Annotated in this window: 15 protein-coding genes; 13 read left to right on the top strand and 2 right to left on the bottom strand. The window is 38.3% G+C overall.

Features of this window, described 5'->3' with window-relative positions; genetic code table 11:
* Positions 1-7 precede the first annotated feature (7 nt).
* The 3 genes from pheT (at position 8) to CUC15_RS12210 (ending at position 3565) form a co-directional block, all read left to right on the top strand.
* A complete protein-coding gene (gene pheT, locus CUC15_RS12220; protein ID WP_114916924.1) occupies positions 8-2437 on the top strand; it encodes a phenylalanine--tRNA ligase subunit beta in 2430 nt (809 codons plus the stop codon).
* A 309-nt stretch (positions 2438-2746) separates the two neighbouring features.
* A complete protein-coding gene (gene zapA / locus CUC15_RS12215) occupies positions 2747-3010 on the top strand; it encodes a cell division protein ZapA (protein ID WP_114916923.1) in 264 nt (87 codons plus the stop codon).
* 3 nt (positions 3011-3013) lie between these two features.
* Positions 3014-3565, top strand: coding sequence for a CvpA family protein (locus tag CUC15_RS12210; RefSeq protein WP_114916922.1), 552 nt, complete (start codon positions 3014-3016; stop codon positions 3563-3565).
* Between the two features lie 174 nt (positions 3566-3739).
* Here CUC15_RS12210 and CUC15_RS12205 read toward each other — a convergent pair whose 3' ends face one another.
* The gene (locus tag CUC15_RS12205) at positions 3740-4261 is read right to left on the bottom strand and encodes a hypothetical protein (RefSeq protein ID WP_114916921.1); all 522 of its coding nucleotides are present in this window, start codon (positions 4259-4261) and stop codon (positions 3740-3742) included.
* A gap of 346 nt (positions 4262-4607) precedes the next feature.
* On the opposite strand from CUC15_RS12205, the gene polX reads away from it, so the two are divergent.
* From polX to uvrC, 10 genes are all read left to right on the top strand, one after another.
* Positions 4608-6326, top strand: a complete 1719-nt coding sequence (gene polX, locus CUC15_RS12200; RefSeq protein ID WP_114916920.1) for a DNA polymerase/3'-5' exonuclease PolX — start codon at positions 4608-4610, stop codon at positions 6324-6326.
* A gap of 34 nt (positions 6327-6360) precedes the next feature.
* The gene (locus CUC15_RS12195; RefSeq protein WP_114916919.1) at positions 6361-8703 is read left to right on the top strand and encodes an endonuclease MutS2; all 2343 of its coding nucleotides are present in this window, start codon (positions 6361-6363) and stop codon (positions 8701-8703) included.
* Positions 8704-8739: 36 nt separating this feature from the next.
* Positions 8740-9150, top strand: coding sequence for a DUF350 domain-containing protein (locus tag CUC15_RS12190; RefSeq protein WP_114916918.1), 411 nt, complete (start codon positions 8740-8742; stop codon positions 9148-9150).
* A 734-nt stretch (positions 9151-9884) separates the two neighbouring features.
* Entirely contained in the window at positions 9885-11567 is a 1683-nt protein-coding gene (locus CUC15_RS12185; RefSeq protein WP_114916917.1) for a long-chain-fatty-acid--CoA ligase, read from the top strand.
* Between the two features lie 134 nt (positions 11568-11701).
* The gene (locus CUC15_RS12180; protein ID WP_114916916.1) at positions 11702-12283 is read left to right on the top strand and encodes a fatty acid metabolism transcriptional regulator FadR; all 582 of its coding nucleotides are present in this window, start codon (positions 11702-11704) and stop codon (positions 12281-12283) included.
* A 44-nt stretch (positions 12284-12327) separates the two neighbouring features.
* Complete coding sequence (locus tag CUC15_RS12175; protein WP_114916915.1) at positions 12328-13101, top strand: enoyl-CoA hydratase; 774 nt, start codon at positions 12328-12330, stop codon at positions 13099-13101.
* Positions 13102-13124: 23 nt separating this feature from the next.
* Complete coding sequence (locus tag CUC15_RS12170; protein WP_114916914.1) at positions 13125-13898, top strand: electron transfer flavoprotein subunit beta/FixA family protein; 774 nt, start codon at positions 13125-13127, stop codon at positions 13896-13898.
* Positions 13899-13926: 28 nt separating this feature from the next.
* The gene (locus tag CUC15_RS12165; protein ID WP_114916913.1) at positions 13927-14904 is read left to right on the top strand and encodes an electron transfer flavoprotein subunit alpha/FixB family protein; all 978 of its coding nucleotides are present in this window, start codon (positions 13927-13929) and stop codon (positions 14902-14904) included.
* Positions 14905-15280: 376 nt separating this feature from the next.
* The gene (trxA, locus tag CUC15_RS12160) at positions 15281-15595 is read left to right on the top strand and encodes a thioredoxin (RefSeq protein ID WP_114916912.1); all 315 of its coding nucleotides are present in this window, start codon (positions 15281-15283) and stop codon (positions 15593-15595) included.
* A 340-nt stretch (positions 15596-15935) separates the two neighbouring features.
* Positions 15936-17714, top strand: a complete 1779-nt coding sequence (uvrC, locus tag CUC15_RS12155) for an excinuclease ABC subunit UvrC (protein WP_114916911.1) — start codon at positions 15936-15938, stop codon at positions 17712-17714.
* A 58-nt stretch (positions 17715-17772) separates the two neighbouring features.
* Here the strand turns inward: uvrC and CUC15_RS12150 are convergent, their stop codons facing one another.
* Complete coding sequence (locus CUC15_RS12150; protein WP_114916910.1) at positions 17773-18210, bottom strand: DUF2507 domain-containing protein; 438 nt, start codon at positions 18208-18210, stop codon at positions 17773-17775.
* Positions 18211-18486 lie beyond the last annotated feature (276 nt).

Here is an 18486-nt window from a genome sequence, read left to right as displayed (position 1 = left end):
CAGAAAAGTGTTAGTATCCTATAATTGGTTAAAAAACTATGTAGATTTAGGAGAGATTACTCCTGAACAATTAGCAGAAAAAATTACGAAATCTGGAATTGAAGTTGATCATATTACGTATGTTGCTGAAAAAAGCACTAATGTAGTGGTTGGATATGTTGCCTCATGTGAGAAGCATCCAGATGCAGATAAATTGAATTTATGTCAGGTCGACGTTGGTGAGGAAACATTGCAAATCGTTTGTGGTGCACCAAATGTTGCTAAAGGGCAAAAGGTAGCCGTAGCACTTCCAGGTGCTGTACTTCCTGGTGGTATTAAAATTAAGAAAGTGAAACTTCGCGGGGTGGAATCTAATGGGATGATTTGCTCTTTGAAGGAATTAGGACTTGATCCGGAATACATTCCAGCTGATGTTGCAGAAGGAATTTTCATTTTCCCGGAAGATACAGTTGTTGGTGAAAGTGTTACATCATTATTAAATCTTGATGATGCTGTGCTTGAATTCGACTTAACTCCAAATCGAGCAGATGCTTTAAGCATGCTTGGTGTTGCCTATGAAGTGGCAGCTATCCTAGACCAGCCAATTAAATTGCCAGATGAAGCGTTGAAAATTGAAAGCAAGGAATCTGCTCATGATTTTATTGCAGTTGAAGTGGAAGCTGAGGACTTAAACCCATACTACGGCGCATTTCTTATTAAAGATGTGGAAATTAAAGCTTCACCATTATGGATGCGCAATTATTTGATGGCGGCAGGGATTCGGCCGATTAATAATGTAGTGGACATTACAAACTATGTTTTACTAGAATATGGCCAACCACTGCATGCATTTGATTATGAACGCTTTGCGTCTGATAAAATTGTTGTTCGCCGTGCAGTCGACGGAGAGAAAATTACAACATTGGATGACCAGGTAAGAACGCTTGCAGCAGATACCTTAGTTATTACAAATGGAAAAGAAGCAACCGCAATAGCAGGAGTAATGGGTGGAGCAAACTCAGAAGTAGTCGAAGAAACAAAAACAGTCTTATTAGAGGCGGCATACTTTAACGGAACTTCGATTCGAAAAACGGTAAAAACTACAGGGTTAAGAAGTGAAGCAAGTACAAGGTATGAAAAGGGCATTGATCCGAATCGTGTGAAGCGTGCAGGAATCCGTGCTTGTCAGCTTTTACAAAAATATGCTGGCGGCACCGTATTAGCTGATGTAGTTGAATTTGATGCACTTGATCGTTCTGAAAAAATAGTAGAAGTAAATACTGCTCGAGTAAATGAACGATTAGGTACAGAGATCGATTCACCGACGATTGCAGCAATTTTAAACCGTCTTGACTTTACATTTGAGCAAGCTGGAGATGATTTCACGGTTCATGTACCTACACGCCGTGGTGATATTACAATTTTCGAGGATATGCTTGAAGAAATAGCGCGGATTTATGGCTATGACCACTTACCATTTACACTTCCAGTTGGTGTCGCGCAATCTGGTGGATTAACAGGCAGACAAGCATTAAAACGACAAGTCAAAAATTATTTGCAAAGTGCCGGTTTAATGGAAACAATGACATACTCACTAACGAATGAAGCGGACAGTAATAAATTAATCAGTCCTGAAGTAAGGGAACAAAACCCTCAAGCGATATCTTTAGCAATGCCAATGAGTGAGGATCATAAGTATTTACGATTAAGTATCTTGCCTGAATTACTGCATAGTTTAACGTATAACCAAGCGAGAAACCAAGCAAATCTTGCATTTTACGAGGTTGGCAACGTATTTATTAGCGAAGAAGAAACACTAACAAAGCAGCCAACCGAATTATTGCGTGCTTCTGGTGCAGTAACTGGTAAATGGGTAGAACATCCATGGCAGCAAGAGATGAAGGATGTTGATTTCTTTGTTGTTAAAGGAATTATCGAAGGGCTATTCGACTTCCTGCAAATTCCAGTAACTTTCTCACCTGCGAAGCTAACGGATATGCATCCAGGCAGAACAGCAATATTAAAAGTGGATGGCAATGTAGTTGGTTTTATTGGTCAACTTCACCCAAGCCTGGAAAAAACATTGGATTTAAAAGCAACCTATGTATTTGACGTGAATCTTGATGTATTGATCAAAAAATATGATACTGAACCAACATTTACGGCGATACCGAAATATCCATCAATTGAACGAGATATTGCGTTTATACTTGATGATCATGTACATGCAGGGGATGTGCAGGAATTAATTAAAGAGGTTGGTGCACCACTTGTGAAGCAAGTAGAAATCTTTGATGTGTACCAAGGCGAGAATGTAGAAGACGGCAAGAAATCAATTGCCTATAGCTTACTATATCAACACCCGGAGAAAACATTAAAGGACGATGAAGTGGAAGCATCCTATCAGCAGGTTGTCGAAGCAGTAAATAAAGCTTTTAATGCTTATGTTCGGTCATAAAAAGAATTGGGAGTGATGCCAGTTGGTATCACTCCCGATTCTTTTTTAATTTGTGAATCAGTATAAAATAGCTTCATCTTGTGAATTATTTCTAATGGATATATGTGTACTTGTTGAGCCAATCATATCATCTCTCTCCAATCTTTTTATACATTGACCATAGCAAATTGTCCTTCATGAGGAAATACTTCTTTTTGAAAGCAGTTCATGTTAAGATAGAGTGAAGAATTTTTTCGTGGCGTTATTGGGAGAGATACTTTCTCCAATAAAACAGGTAACAGAGCTTTTTAAGAGCAGGAGGATTTTCACTTGACTCAGGATAAAAAGGAACGGATTACAGTAGAAATTTATAATAAAAAATATAATATTATTGGGGAAGAATCAGCTAGTCATGTAAAATTGGTCGCAAGTCTTGTTGATCAAAAGATGCACGAGATACAAGATGCGAATAGGCATCTTGATACTGCAAATTTGGCAGTGCTTGCTGCTATTAATACGATGAATGATTATTTGAAACTGAAAGAAGAATATGCTAGTTTACTAAGCTCCATGAAAAGGAAAGAGGATAAATAAGTTATGTTTGATTTACTACTCATTATCATCCTGATTTTTGGCTTTTTAGTAGGTTTAAAAAGAGGATTTATCTTAGAAGTTCTTCATTTAATAGGAACAATTGCCGCTTTTATTGTCGCGGTGATTTATTATGATGAACTGGGATCAATGCTGGTATTATGGATTCCTTACCCAGAATTACCAGAAAGTGCCTGGGCAGATTTTTTAGCGGCAATGCCAGTGGAAACTGCTTTTTATAATGCAGTTGCATTTGCTGTCATCTTCTTTGCAACGAAAGTCATCCTGCAAATTATTGCATCGATGCTTGACATTGTTGCATCGATTCCGATTATTAGCTCCGTGAACAAAATTCTTGGTGCAATTTTAGGATTTATCGAAATATATGTCATTCTATTTATCATTCTTTATATTCTTGCCTTGACACCACTGACAAATGTGCAGGAATGGATAAATAATTCGACAGTTGCATTATTTATTATCGAACAGACCCCATATTTATCTGAAAAGATTTTAGAGTTGTGGTCTACTTATATTGAAGACGGTAAGACGCAGTAACAGAGACAACTGTATGTTCGTACTTTATTATTATCATAGAAGCTTGGGCTATTAATTGGAGATAGCTCGAGCTTCTATTTTATATTATTCAAAATGGAAGAAAACAAATAAAAAAACAGCAACACCCTTCTGTTGCCGTGAATGAAGTTAACAAATTCAATATTGATCTTCCAGTTAAATTACAATTCGTCCTGTTCTAGCGGTTACTTTCTGCTTATTATTTCTTAAGAAAACAGTTACTCTATATGTACCTGATTCTTTAACTTGATAAGTCAATCTAGAATTGGAGCTATACATTATTTTTTCAACTGGTTCCTTTTGATTTCCTTTATAAATATAGTATGCATATTGAACCTTATTATTCTCCAGGTATTTTGCATTATTGTCCATTTTCTTAACCGACGTGTCTTTTACCAATAATGTATTGGTTAGTTTAGGAACGGTTTCAAGAATATAATCCGTAAAGTAAGGTGATATCTCAGCATGTGAGGCATAATCCTTGACATCTAAATCGAACGGAATGTTTTTCTCTTTAAGCAAGTTCGTAATAATAGAAACATGTCTTGTAAAGTGGGCATCTCCTTTTCCACCGTGTATGTATAAATTGCTGTTGATATCACTATTATGAATAAAGTCTAGATAAAAGTCATTTAAATAATCTTTATGTTTGACGTCAGTCCCACCAGTGATAAGCATTAACATTTTCTCCCTTGTGAACTCGCTGGCAGCGTATTTTCTAGTTACTGCATAATCCCCAGTGGAAGAAATACACGAAGACTCCTGCGAGTAAGCTTACTAGCTCCCCTAAGGTGCGCGAAGTGTATTTCTGGAGCGGTTGGTCCGAGAACTCTTGGCACATTTAACTAGTTCAGAAGTTTAAATAAATAGCAACTAATAGTCCGAACGAAGGTTTCTTTAAAATCGCCGATAGCCTAGTAATAGCTTGACTTTAAGCAGGTTAAATAATAACCTTTAGTAAGTGAAAATGATTAAAAAGTTAATGTAGAATTAAAGATAAAAAGAGAGTAAAGCAGGTGGGAAGATGGCAATCAATAAAAAAGATGTCATTCAATTACTGGAACGAATTGCAATATATTTAGAATTAAAGGGTGAGAATCCGTTTAAAATATCTGCATATCGAAAGGCAGCAGCAGCCTTACAAAGCGATGAACGATCGGTAGATGAAATTGATGACTTTACAAAAATTAAAGGAATAGGCAAGGGAACAGGGGCAATCATTCAGGAATTTATTGATAATGAACGTTCAGAATTACTAGAGCAATTAATAACAGAAATTCCCAGCGGGTTAATTCCTTTACTCGATCTTCCGGGATTAGGTGGGAAGAAGCTAGCAAAATTGTATCAAGAACTGGGTGTAATCGATGCTGCGTCATTAAAAGCAGCATGTGAAACGGGGCAAGTAGAAAAGCTTGCAGGATTCGGGAAAAAATCTGCAGAAAAAATTCTGGCGGCTATTAATGCTTCGGGAAAACGTCCAGAACGTTTGCCAATCGCGATGATGCTTCCACTCGCAGAAGAGATTGAAGCGTATTTGGAGGGCATTGAGGAAATTCTCGACTATTCCCGTGCAGGTAGCTTACGAAGAATGCGGGAAACGATTAAAGATATTGATTTTATTATCGCAACCGATCAGCCGTTAGTTGTGCGTGATCATTTACTTACAATGCCGGGAATCAAGGATATCATTGCGAAAGGCGATACTAAGGTATCGGTGACGATTCATGCTGCATATGACATAAATGTTGATTTTCGTCTTGTAAAACGAGAAGAATTCGCAACAACGCTTCATCATTTTACCGGTTCGAAAGACCATAATGTGGCGATGAGACAGCTCGCCAAATCACGTGGTGAGAAAATTAATGAGTACGGGGTAGAAGTCGAGGAAAATGGTGAAATTCTAACATTTTCAACTGAAAAAGAATTTTTCCAGCATTTTGGTTTAACCTTTATTCCTCCTGAAGTACGAGAGGACACAGGAGAAGTTGATAAATTTAAAAAAGAGCAACCTTTGTTAAAATTAACAGATATTCGCGGTGATTTACATATGCATACGACATGGAGCGATGGGGCGCAGTCACTCGAAGAAATGGTAAATAAGGTACGTGAAAAAGGCTATGAATATATGGCGATCACCGACCATTCACGGTATTTGCGTGTTGCCAATGGATTAGACGAGAAACGATTACGGGAACAAAGAGAAGAAATAGCAGCATTGAATGCGAAATATAATGATTTTCATATTTTTGCAGGCGTAGAGATGGATATTTTACCAGACGCTTCACTTGATTTCTCAGATGAATTTTTAAAAGAAATGGATTACGTGATTGGTGCGATCCATTCTAGTTTTAATCAAAGTGAAGAAAAAATCATGGAACGTTTAAATCGGGCCTTGGAAAATCCGTATGTGTCCCTTATCGCTCATCCGACAGGGAGATTAATCGGCAGACGTCAAGGCTATCAAGTCAATGTAAATCAGCTGATTGAGAAAGCGAAAGAAACAAATACAGCCTTGGAAATAAATGCGAACCCGAATCGTTTGGACTTATCAGCAGAATGGGCAAGAAAGGCGCAAGCTGTTGGTGTTACACTTGCAATTAATACGGATTCCCATAGTTATCAGATGCTCGAACATATGAAATATGGTGTGGGAGTAGCAAGAAAAGGATGGATTCATAAAGATACGGTAATGAATACATGGCCAGTGGAGAAATTGATCGCATATTTCAATCGTAATAAATAAATGAAATAAGTTAGTATTAAAGGAGTTATGAAGTATGAATGAACGAATTCTTCGTGTACTTGAATTTAAGAAGATAATCGACCAGTTGGCGGGAAATGCCGCAACATCGATTGGAAAAGAGATGGCGGCTTCGCTGAAGCCATCGACTGAATTAGCAAAGGTTATAACACTCCAAAATGAAACAGATGAAGCGGTACAAATCATTCGCTTAAATAAAGTCATTCCTTTAGGTGGGATAACCGATATTCGTGCAAGTGTGAAGCGAAGTGTCATTGGCGGTGTCCTTTCTACTGAGGAATGTTTAGACGTTGCCAACACAATATATGGTGGCAGACAGGTTAAAAGCTTTCTTGGAAATTTGGAGGAAAACCTGCCAATTTTAAAAGAATTGGCCGAAGGAATTACGTCCTTACGTGAGTTAGAACAACAAATTAAAAGCTGTATCGATGATCATGGATACATGATGGACAGTGCCTCGCAGAAATTACGTGGCATCCGTTCCTCAATTCGTTCTTTTGAGAGCAGGGTTCGTGAAAAACTGGACAGCTACACAAGATCCAATAGTAAAATGCTTTCAGACGCAATTGTGACGATTCGTAATGATCGCTATGTTATTCCGGTGAAGCAAGAATATCGCGCCGTAATTGGCGGGATTGTTCATGACCAGTCATCATCAGGCCAAACACTATTTATGGAACCGAGAGCAATTGTTGACTTGAACAACCAGCTTCAAGAAGCGACGATTAAAGAAAAGCAGGAAGTCGACCGCATTTTAGCTGAATTAAGTGGGGAAATTGCAGCAGAAGAGATGGTTTTACTGGAGAATATCAAGATTCTTGCGACAATTGATTTCATCGCTGCACGGGCGAAATTATCACAGCAAATGAAAGCAGCGAAGCCGACAATGAATGACCGAGGAATTATTAAGATGAAGCAAGCACGTCATCCATTAATACCTAGTGATGTTGTTGTGGCGAATGATGTGGAGATTGGTGAAAGCTATACATCGATTGTCATCACTGGACCAAACACTGGTGGGAAAACCGTGACAATCAAAATGGTTGGATTATGTACATTAATGGCACAATCTGGTCTGCAAGTTCCAGCACTTGATGGCTGCGAGCTAGCAGTTTTTAAAGAAGTATTTGCAGATATTGGCGATGAGCAGTCTATTGAGCAAAACCTCAGTACTTTTTCATCCCATATGACGAATATTGTGAGCATTATTAAGCAGGTCGATCAGGATTCACTCGTATTGTTTGATGAGCTCGGTTCAGGTACAGATCCAGGTGAAGGTGCTGCACTAGCAATGTCAATTTTAGATGAAGTTATTGAAAGAGATGCACGTGTCATTGCGACAACGCATTATCCAGAACTGAAGGCATACAGTTATAATCGTGAAAAGGTAATTAATGCCTCGGTTGAATTTGACGTGGAATCCTTACAGCCGACCTATCGCTTACTAATTGGCGTGCCAGGCAGAAGTAATGCATTCGAAATTTCAAAACGACTTGGGCTTGATGAAACAATTATCGAGCGGGCAAGAGGGCTGATTGGTGTCGATTCGAAAAGTGTGGAAAATATGATCGCATCATTAGAAGAATCACAGCTTGGTGCGGAACGTGATTATGAAGCAGCCAATCAGGTCTTGCAAGAAAGTGAACAGCTTCGTGACGAGATTGCCAGAGAATGGAAGCAATTTGAACAGCAAAGGGAAGCATTATATAAAAAGGCCGAAGAAAAAGCAGAAAAAGCAATCCAAGAAGCACGGGAAGAAGCAGAGATGATTGTCGAAGAGATTCGAAACATGAAAACTAATGTTACCTTAAAAGAGCATGAGTGGATTGAAGCAAAGAAAATGTTAGAAGAGGCCAAACCTAATCTTTCTAAGAAGAAGGATTTGAACCCAAAAACCCAATTGGAGGAGACAAAGACACTTCAACCTGGGGATGATGTTAAACTATTATCGATGAATCAAAAAGGTGAAATTTTAAATCAAGTAAATGACAACGAATATTTAGTACAGGTTGGAATAATGAAAGTGAAAGTGAAGCGTCAGGATCTCCAACTACTCGGGAAGCAAAAAGAAACGATTGAAAAGCCGGTTGCAACAATTAAAGGCTCGAACTATCATGTGAGCACAGAGCTAGACCTTCGAGGCGAGCGTTATGAAGATGCATTGTTAAGACTAGAAAAGTATATTGATGATGCAATCCTTGCAGGCTATCCCCGTGTTTCGATAATCCATGGTAAAGGAACAGGTGCATTGCGAAAAGGTGTACAGGATTACGTTAAGAAGCATCCTAGCATTGCGTCTTCAAGAGCTGGTGAAAGCGGTGAAGGTGGCAGTGGGGTTACAGTGATTGAATTCCGCTAATCCTACAACAAGTGAGAACTCAAAAGGGGGAAGCATATGAGTGTTTTTTGGGAAAACGTTATTGTCGTAACGGCTGCAAGGTACAGTGTAGTTGTGCTCTGTACCCTCGTATTTTTGGCTGTCTTCGAGCTTGTTACATCGTATAAAAACTGGGAAGAAATTAAAAATGGAAATTTTGCGGTTGCGATGGCGACTGGAGGAAAAGTGTTTGGAATAGCAACAATTTTTCGTTATTCAATTGAACATAACGATACGATATTACAAAGCATTGGCTGGGGTGCGCTAGGATTTGTTTTGTTGTTATTAGGCTATTTTATTTTTGAATTTCTAACACCAACCATTAGGGTCGATGAGGAAATAGGCAAGGGAAATAAAGCAGTAGGCTTTATCTCCATGATGATCTCCGTTGGGTTATCGTTTGTCATAGGTGCAAGTATTGGTGGTTAGGAGGAAAATCGAATGGTATTTGAACGGCTAGCTAAAATACTACTCATTGTTGCAATTCTATTTATCATTGCCGGAATTATATATTTCATCTAAATGGAAACTTCATGCTGTAAAAGTTTAGAAACTTTGAGGCATGAAGTTTTTTGTTTAGGCTTACTTTTTAGATAAAGTGCAAACTACTTGCGAGGTTGATTTCCACTGCGTACAGTCGATTTCCGCGGATAACGCGGTCTGCTCCATCGGAAGACGTTACTATTCCCACAGGAGTTTCCTGCTCTCCTCAACTCATGGGTGGAAACTGTGGCTCTATCTAATAGACGGATAGAAAACTATTTACACTCGCACTCCCAGCGGAGAAAATACACGAAGACTCCTGCGGGAGGAAGGGCCTAGGTGAGACTTCGAAGTGCGATAGCGCGAGATGGCTCACCAGCCCCCCGCGGAAAGCGAAGTGGATTTTCGGAGCGACTGGTCCAAGAGTATTTGATATCCTATCCTAAGTTAGTTCGCAGTTTATATCAACTACTAAGTAATAATCCATCACTTAGAAAAGTAACAAACTTTTATTAATCAGTTTTTCATTAAATAAGAAAGTGGAACATTCTTATAGACCAAGGTTTATCATGTAATTAGCATTCATTTCAAATATAAATCAGTAAAAAGCATTATAAGATTTCTAAAAATAGAAATTAATCGATATAATGGTTATAATAGACAAAAAAGGAGGAGATTTGATGGAGCTGGTTAAGAAATGGCATGAACATTATCCGAGCGAAATTCCTGTTACAATAAAGTATGCAGAGAAACCGCTATATGCTTTTCTAGCTGAGAGCGCTGAGCAATTCAAAGAAAAGAAAGCGCTTCATTTTATGGGCAAAGAATTAACATACGATGATTTATACACCCAGGCAAAACAGCTCGCTTTTTATTTGCAATCAATCGGTCTGAAAAAAGGTGATCGTGTTGGAATCATGTTACCCAATTGTCCACAAGCAGTCATCAGTTATTTTGGCATCATGATGGCGGGAGGAATTGTTGTTCAAACGAACCCATTGTATACAGAGCGGGAACTAGAATATCAATTAAAGGATTCGGGTACTACAATCCTCATCTGCTTGGATATATTAGTACCCCGTGTTACAAATGTCAAAGGTAAAACCAATCTAAAGCATGTAGTTGTAACGGGGATAAAAGATTATTTGCCATTTCCTAAAAACCTGATCTATCCATTCATCCAAAAACGGGAATACAATATGGTCATTAAAGTAGAGCAAAGTGACGAAACACACGTATGGCAATTGATACTCGATAATACTCCAGCTGATTATCTTGAAGCGGAGATTGATCCAAAAGAGGACCTTGCATTAATTCAATATACTGGTGGAACGACGGGCTTTCCAAAAGGAGTAATGCTGACACATTATAATCTCGTGTCGAATGTCCAAATGTGTCAAGCATGGTTATATAAAACAAAAGGAAAACAACAGATTGTACTCGGTGTCATTCCTTTTTTCCATGTGTATGGCATGACGACTGTAATGAATTTAGCTATCTTGCAAGGATCTAAAATTATTTTAATGCCAAAATTTAATGCGGAAGATGTTTTGAAAACGATAACGAAGCAAAAGCCAACCTTATTTCCTGGCGCACCGACAATTTATATTGGCCTATTAAATCATCCAAATTTAAATAAGTATGATTTATCCTCGATCGAAGCATGTATTAGTGGATCTGCCCCATTACCGAGTGAAATTCAAGACCAATTTGAGAAAATAACAGGCGGAAAATTAGTGGAAGGATATGGATTAACGGAAACATCTCCAGTTACCCATGCGAATTTTATCTATACGGATAGAGTTAATGGGAGTATTGGTGTGCCATGGCCAAATACGGATGCGAAGATTTTCAAAATGGATGCCACTGATGAAGAAGCTGCTACCGGTGAGATAGGGGAAATTGCAGTAAAAGGGCCCCAAGTAATGAAGGGCTACTGGAATAATCCGGAAGAAACGGAAAATGTCTTAAGAGATGGCTGGCTTTTCACAGGGGACCTTGGCTATATGAATGAAGAAGGATATTTCTTTATTGTTGATCGTAAGAAAGACATGATTATCGCTGGCGGCTATAATATTTACCCAAGAGAGGTCGAGGAAGTGCTATACGAGCACGGGGCAATTCAAGAGGCCGTAATCGTTGGTATTCCCGATGCATATCGCGGAGAAACTGTAAAAGCATTTATTGTCTTAAAAACAGGCTATACTGTAGATGAGTCCGATCTCAATGCTTATTGTCGAAAGCATTTGGCCGCATATAAAGTACCAAGAATTTATGAGTTTCGTAATGAATTACCAAAAACAGCAATCGGCAAAATTCTCCGAAGACAATTAATCGATGAGACACAAGAGATAAGCACATAACAAGTAATGCCTCTCTTTTTTTTACATCTTGTCTGGACTAGCTTTGTATTGACATTCGAAGCTAGTATGATTTATGATGTGTTTATGAATGAATAGTCATTCATTAATTATTGGCAATGTTTAAGGAGAAAATCATGAAATCGAATAAACCGAAATACAATCAGATTATCGAAGCGGCTGTCAAAGTTATTGCGGAAAATGGCTACCATGGGTCACAGGTTTCTAAGATTGCAAAAGCTGCAGGAGTTGCGGATGGAACGATTTATTTATATTTCAAAAACAAAGAAGATATTCTTGTAACCGTCTTTAAAGAGAAAATGGGACAGTTTATTGAAGAGATTGCTTTAGCAACAAGCATGCAAGAAAATGCTGAGAAAAAGCTGTTCACGTTAATTGATCTGCATATTCGACAGCTGGAAAAAAATCATGACTTAGCAATCGTTACACAGCTGGAATTAAGGCAATCAAACTATACATTACGACGCCAAATCAATGCTGTCTTAAAACCATATTTGACGATGATAGACGTCATTATTGGTGAAGGGATTGAAACGAAACAATTTCGAGAAGATATTAACGTTCCATTGATGCGACAAATGATCTTTGGAACATTGGATGAAATTGTAACCAATTGGGTAATGAAGGAACATAAATACAATCTAGTCGATCAAGTACCACAAATCCATGCATTACTTATTCATGGTCTTAGAAGCTAGTAATCTATATTAGTTTACAACGGATGAATAAAGGAGGAATAATATTGGCAGCACTCACTTACGAAGAGGAGAATCAGATTGCCCGCTTAACTATTCAAAGTCCACCAGCAAACGCCTTGTCCAGTACATTAATTCACGAGGTGAACAAGGCATTAGATAAGATTGAGAATGAGGGAAATGTCAAGGTTGTTGTACTAGAAGGGAAAGGGCGATTTTTTTCAGCTGGTGCAGACATTAAGGAATTCACCTCGTTACAGGCGACGTCTGATTACCGAGCACTTTCAGAGAATGGACAGCAAGTGTTTAATCGAATTGAGAATTTTCCTATCCCCATGATTGCAGCGATTCATGGAGCAGCACTAGGTGGTGGATTAGAGCTGGCAATGGCCTGCCATATTCGCATCGTAACAGAAACAGCGAAATTGGGTTTACCAGAGATTACACTTGGAATTATCCCAGGTTTTGCTGGTACACAGCGTTTGCCACGATTAGTTGGTGCGGCAAAGGCCTATGAATTAATATTAACAGGTGAACCAATTAGTGGCATTGAAGCATATCAATTAGGGCTTGCAAATCAAGTTGTAGCAGATGAGGAGCTTCTAAATGTAACCAACGAATTGGCAACGAAAATCGCAGCAAAGAGTAGAGCCACGATAAACCACATTATGCATTTGCTGTCCTATGCTAAACATGAAGCTTTTGACAAAGGAATGAAAGAAGAAGCTATTGCATTTAGCGACGTGTTTGGTCGTGAGGATGCAAAGGAAGGGATTCAAGCTTTCTTGGAAAAACGCAAACCGTATTTTCAGGATAAATAATACGAATCAGAGGGGGATAATAAATGAATATTTATGTATTACTAAAAAGGACGTTTGATACGGAAGAAAAAATTTCTGTTGTAAATGGGCAAATTGACGAGGATAATGCGGAATTTATTATTAATCCATATGACGAGTATGCTGTTGAAGAGGCAATTCAGCAGCGTGACGCACATGGTGGGGAAGTTACGGTTGTCACAATTGGTAATGAAGAGTCGGAAAAACAATTACGAACAGCCTTAGCAATGGGGGCAGATAAAGCTGTATTAATTAATACTGAAGAAGATTTAGATAATGGAGATCAATATACGACTTCTAAAATTTTAGAAGCATTTTTTGAAGGGAAGGATATAGATTTAATTCTTGCTGGAAATGTAGCAATTGATGAAGCGAGTGGGCAGGTTGGTCCTCGTGTTGCCGATTTACTAGGGATTCCTTATGTTTCAACAATTACAAGCTTAAAGATTAATGAGACAGCAGTGAATATTGAAAAGGATGTTGAAGGCGATGTGGAAGTAATTGAAACAACATTGCCATTACTTGTAACTTGCCAGCAAGGGTTAAACGACCCAAGGTACCCGTCACTGCCGGGCATCATGAAGGCCAAGAAAAAACCATTAGAAGAACTTGAACTTGATGATCTTGACCTTGAGGAAGATGATGTGGAAGCGAAAACGAAGACAATTGATATATTTTTACCACCTGAGAAAGCGGCAGGGAGAGTGCTTGAAGGGGATGTAACAGAACAAGTGAAGGAATTAGTTGGCCTACTTAGAAATGAAGCAAAAATAATTTAATGAATGTAAAAGGGGAGGAGAGAAGAAAATGAGCGAAAAACTATTAGTAGTTGGTGAGACAAAGGATGGGACATTACGAAATGTATCATTTGAAGCGATTGGAGCGGCCAAAAAAATAAATGAAAATGCGGAGATTATCGGTGTAGTATGTGGCGATGATGACCTTGAAAGTCAAGCATTGGAGTTAATCTATTACGGTGCAGACCGTGTCGTAACCGTTAAGCACGATAATTTGAAAACGTATACATCGGAGGGGTTCGGCCAAGCGATACTTGCGGTAATCAATGATGAATCACCTGCTGGCATTGTGATGGGGCATACGTCTATCGGTAAAGATTTATCCCCTAAGCTTGCAAGTAAACTAAACACAGGATTAGTTTCCGATGTCACAGAGATTGAAATAACCGAAAATCATTTGGCTTACATTCGACCGATATATTCAGGGAAAGCATTTGAAAAGAAAATAATTACCGGGAATTTTCCGTTTATCACAATTCGTCCAAATAATATTCCAAGCTTAGAACGCGATACAGCAAGAACTGGAAATATTCGTGAGCTGGATATTGAGGTAACGGATATTCGAACGATTGTGACAGATGTAATACGTAAAGCAACGGAAGGAGTCGACCTATCAGAGGCGAAGATTGTTGTTGCAGGTGGACGCGGTGTGAAAAGTGCAGAAGGATTTAAACCACTATATGAACTTGCAGATGCGCTAGGTGGAGCTGTCGGTGCATCTCGCGGTGCATGTGATGCCGATTACTGTGATTATTCCCTGCAAATTGGGCAAACTGGTAAAGTAGTAACGCCAGATTTATATATTGCAGTTGGTATCTCCGGAGCAATTCAGCATTTAGCAGGCATGTCGAATTCTAAAGTAATCGTAGCAATCAATAAAGACCCAGAAGCAAATATCTTTAACATCGCCGACTACGGCATCGTTGGTGACTTATTTGAAATAATTCCATTGCTAATTGAGGAAATAAATAAAATGAAAGTAGGATAGAAACTACTAAGAACTTGGCTACTTTCTAATTGGTTTTAATTGTTTTAGAATAGGATATAGGATGATTACCTTCGTTTTTAATGAATTCCCTATCCATCTCTATAAATTAAAGGCAATATTTAGCGTGTTTTCAACACCTTATCTAAAGATTTCGCACCACCCCAGCGGAGGAAATACACGAAGACTCCTGAGGGAAGAAGAGGCTCACCAGCTCCCCGCGGAAAGCGAAGTGTATTTCTGGAGCGGTCTTCCGTGAATAAACTACCATCAAAAGTTAATTTGCTCTGAAAAAGTATAAGCAAACTATTAGGAAGTAAATAATATCGATGGTATACTCTATTTGAGCTTTAAATGGAGCAAAAAGGAGGTTATTATAATGGCAATTGAACACGTAACAGATCAAAACTTTGCTGATCAAACTTCAAAAGGCTTAGTGCTAGCTGATTTCTGGGCACCTTGGTGTGGACCTTGTAAAATGATTGCACCAGTTTTAGAAGAAATTGATGGTGAATTAAACGAAAAAGTTCAGATTGTAAAATTAGATGTAGACGAAAACCAAGAAACTGCAAGTAAATTTGGTGTGATGAGCATTCCGACTTTATTATTATTTAAGGATGGTAATGTTGTTGACCAAGCAATTGGTTTCCAGCCAAAAGAAGCGTTAGTTGATATGATTAACAAACACGCTTAAGCTACATTCAATTGTATAGACTCATACTGGTCCCTTGTTATTAATAACAAGGGACTTTCTAATAATGTGCGTTCAAAAAGTCCGGTAAAACTGACACATCGAATTTCTGACGTGATGCTTTTCCGTTCCTCACGCTGAAACAGTCAAGGAACTTCTACTAAAAACGTCTACGTCCTGGGACTGCGCTAACTCGTCCCACCGAAAACATTTGTAGACAACGTAGAAGTCACCACATCCTGTGGAAGCCCGGTACGGGGAGCTTCGCTGATTTGATACTTCTCCGTCATTTTTATCCTCCTTTTTGAACATCTTTTAATAGGGTAAAGGGAATGGAAACGATATGAATCAATTAATCAAAGAAAAATTAGCGATATTACCAGCTCAGCCGGGCTGTTATTTAATGAAGGATAAACAGGGGACAATCATCTATGTTGGGAAATCGAAGCTGCTGAAAAACCGTGTCAGGTCTTATTTTACAGGTGCACATGACCGTAAAACCCAGCGATTAGTCCAGGAAATTGTTGACTTCGAATATTTTGTTACGTCATCCGAAATGGAAGCATTAATTTTAGAAATGAATTTAATAAAAAAATACGACCCTAAATATAATGTGATGTTAAAGGATGATAAGACGTATCCCTATTTAAAAATCACTTCAGAACGGCATCCTCGTTTATTAATAACACGTAAAGTTAAAAAGGACAAAGGAAAATATTTTGGGCCGTATCCGAACGTTATTGCTGCAAGAGAAACGAAGAAATTACTTGATCGCTTGTATCCACTCAAGAAATGCAATAATCCACCAGGGCGACCATGTCTTTACTATCATATGCATCAATGTTTAGCATGCAGTGAACATCCACCGACTGCAAAGGAATATAATGCGATTGTTCAGGAGATTTCTTCTTTTCTGCACGGTGGGTTTAACGAAATAAAAAATAATTTAAAAAATAAAATGCTGGAAGCAAGCGAGCAGTTAAATTTTGAACGAGCAAAAGAATTACGTGACCAGATTCAGCATATTGAGGCTGTGATGGAACAGCAAAAAATGACCCTAAACGACCGTATAGATCGAGATGTATTTGGATATAGCGTTGAAAAGGGCTGGATGTGTGTTCAGGTATTTTTTGTAAGGCAAGGAAAGTTAATCGAACGAGACGTATCTGTGTTTCCGTTTTTCGATTCTGCTGAAGAGACATTTGTTAGCTTTGTGGGTCGATTCTACCTTCATCAAAATCATTTGAAACCGAAGCAAATATTTGTGCCCATCGGAACAAATGTTACAATTCTGAGTGAGTTGTTGGAAATCGATGTTCATACGCCGTTTAGGGGCCGGAAGAAAGAATTAGTAGAGTTGGCCATTAAAAATGCAGAAATTGCGCTTTCCGAAAAGTTTGCTTTAATCGAGCGAGATGAGGAACGAACGATAGTTGCTGTTGAGAAGCTTGGCGAAAAATTAAATATTGAAACACCGCATCGCATAGAAGCATTTGATAATTCTAATATTCAAGGTACAGATCCTGTGTCGGCAATGATTGTCTTTATTGACGGAAAACCTAGTAAGAAGGATTATCGAAAATATAAAATCAGGGATGTAGTAGGTCCTGATGATTATGAGACAATGCGAGAGGTTATTAGAAGAAGATATACAAGGGTTTTACAGGAAGATTTGCCATTACCAGATTTAATTATCGTCGATGGTTCAAAGGGACAGATGAGCGCTGCCTTAGACGTGTTAGAGAATGAACTAGGTCTTGACATTCCGTTGGGTGGACTAGCAAAAAATGATAAACATAAAACGAGTGAATTACTGTATGGAAATCCACCAATCGTCGTTCCTTTAGAAAGACAATCACAGGAATTCTATCTTGTACAACGAATTCAAGATGAGGTACATCGATTTGCGATTACATTCCATCGTCAATTAAGAGGGAAGAATTTAGTGCAATCGGAATTAGATAAAATCCCCGGTGTTGGTGAGAAACGACGAAGATTATTGTTAACTCACTTCAAGTCTATAACGGAAATTAAGCAAGCGCCTATTGAAGAGATTACGAAGCTTGGCATTCCGGTAAATATCGCAACAGACATTCAGAAATATTTAAATCAAGAGGAATAATGATAAAAGCAGTCATTAAAAGACAGGGGCTCTTTAAAAGGCACCTGTCTTTTTAGGTTTACTTCGTATAAACAATCTTAAATGCTACCTGATGGATTCTCTTATTTATTTCCTCTATACATTCACATTCGATTCCGTTTAGTTTCTGGATTGCTTCGGCAAGGAACCCCGCTTCCATTCGAAATTCTGCTGTAAATGAGGCCTGTAATCTAAGTGCGACAGAGTCTGCCATGAGCTGAAAAAGTAATTCCTTCTTCTTTTCCTTTACCAGCTCTAGTTTGCCCCAGCCTAATTTATCATAAATTGTAATTAAATCTTCTAAATCGTTAATTGCAAATTTTCTTGCGAGATTTCTACCCATGAAATAAAGAAGTGTGTTTGCTTCCTTTCCTAGTAACTCTGGTAAACTTATATAACGAAGGACGTCATAACCAGCACCTTCTGTAGTAAATAGTTCAAGCTGAGATGAGGAGAATAGTTCCTGTTTTTTTCGCATTGATGTCATCCTTTCGTTCAACCGCATATGCTAGGTAGTTAAGAAAGTATAAAATATTTCTTACTACATAAGTGCAACTAAAGTTGTCACTGTAAGGCTTGGCTAAAACCTTAGTTTTCTAATATCATTATCTATATAATTACTTGAATAATCAAGTGCTGATTCACTCGGTTTTTGTAATTATCATCTAAGTTGAAAACTTATTTGAGACTATATATTAAGCAGTATCTTAAAACCGCTTACTTAATAGAAAAGAAGGAATAGTACATGTATTCC

Source organism: Oceanobacillus zhaokaii, from assembly GCF_003352005.1.
GTDB classification, from domain to species: Bacteria; Bacillota; Bacilli; order Bacillales; family Amphibacillaceae; genus Oceanobacillus; species Oceanobacillus zhaokaii.
Note: the sequence above shows the minus strand (reverse complement) of the source record. Positions and strands in the feature narration are given on the sequence as shown.

Excerpts from the sequence above, each read along its gene's own strand:
- CUC15_RS12210 (WP_114916922.1), top strand. The coding sequence starts at position 3,014 with ATGTTTGATTTACTACTCATTATCATCCTGATTTTTGGCTTTTTAGTA.
- CUC15_RS12205 (WP_114916921.1), bottom strand. The coding sequence starts at position 4,261 with ATGCTTATCACTGGTGGGACTGACGTCAAACATAAAGATTATTTAAAT.
- polX (WP_114916920.1), top strand. The coding sequence starts at position 4,608 with ATGGCAATCAATAAAAAAGATGTCATTCAATTACTGGAACGAATTGCA.
- CUC15_RS12195 (WP_114916919.1), top strand. The coding sequence starts at position 6,361 with ATGAATGAACGAATTCTTCGTGTACTTGAATTTAAGAAGATAATCGAC.
- CUC15_RS12190 (WP_114916918.1), top strand. The coding sequence starts at position 8,740 with ATGAGTGTTTTTTGGGAAAACGTTATTGTCGTAACGGCTGCAAGGTAC.
- CUC15_RS12185 (WP_114916917.1), top strand. The coding sequence starts at position 9,885 with ATGGAGCTGGTTAAGAAATGGCATGAACATTATCCGAGCGAAATTCCT.
- CUC15_RS12180 (WP_114916916.1), top strand. The coding sequence starts at position 11,702 with ATGAAATCGAATAAACCGAAATACAATCAGATTATCGAAGCGGCTGTC.
- CUC15_RS12170 (WP_114916914.1), top strand. The coding sequence starts at position 13,125 with ATGAATATTTATGTATTACTAAAAAGGACGTTTGATACGGAAGAAAAA.
- CUC15_RS12165 (WP_114916913.1), top strand. The coding sequence starts at position 13,927 with ATGAGCGAAAAACTATTAGTAGTTGGTGAGACAAAGGATGGGACATTA.
- trxA (WP_114916912.1), top strand. The coding sequence starts at position 15,281 with ATGGCAATTGAACACGTAACAGATCAAAACTTTGCTGATCAAACTTCA.
- uvrC (WP_114916911.1), top strand. The coding sequence starts at position 15,936 with ATGAATCAATTAATCAAAGAAAAATTAGCGATATTACCAGCTCAGCCG.
- CUC15_RS12150 (WP_114916910.1), bottom strand. The coding sequence starts at position 18,210 with ATGCGAAAAAAACAGGAACTATTCTCCTCATCTCAGCTTGAACTATTT.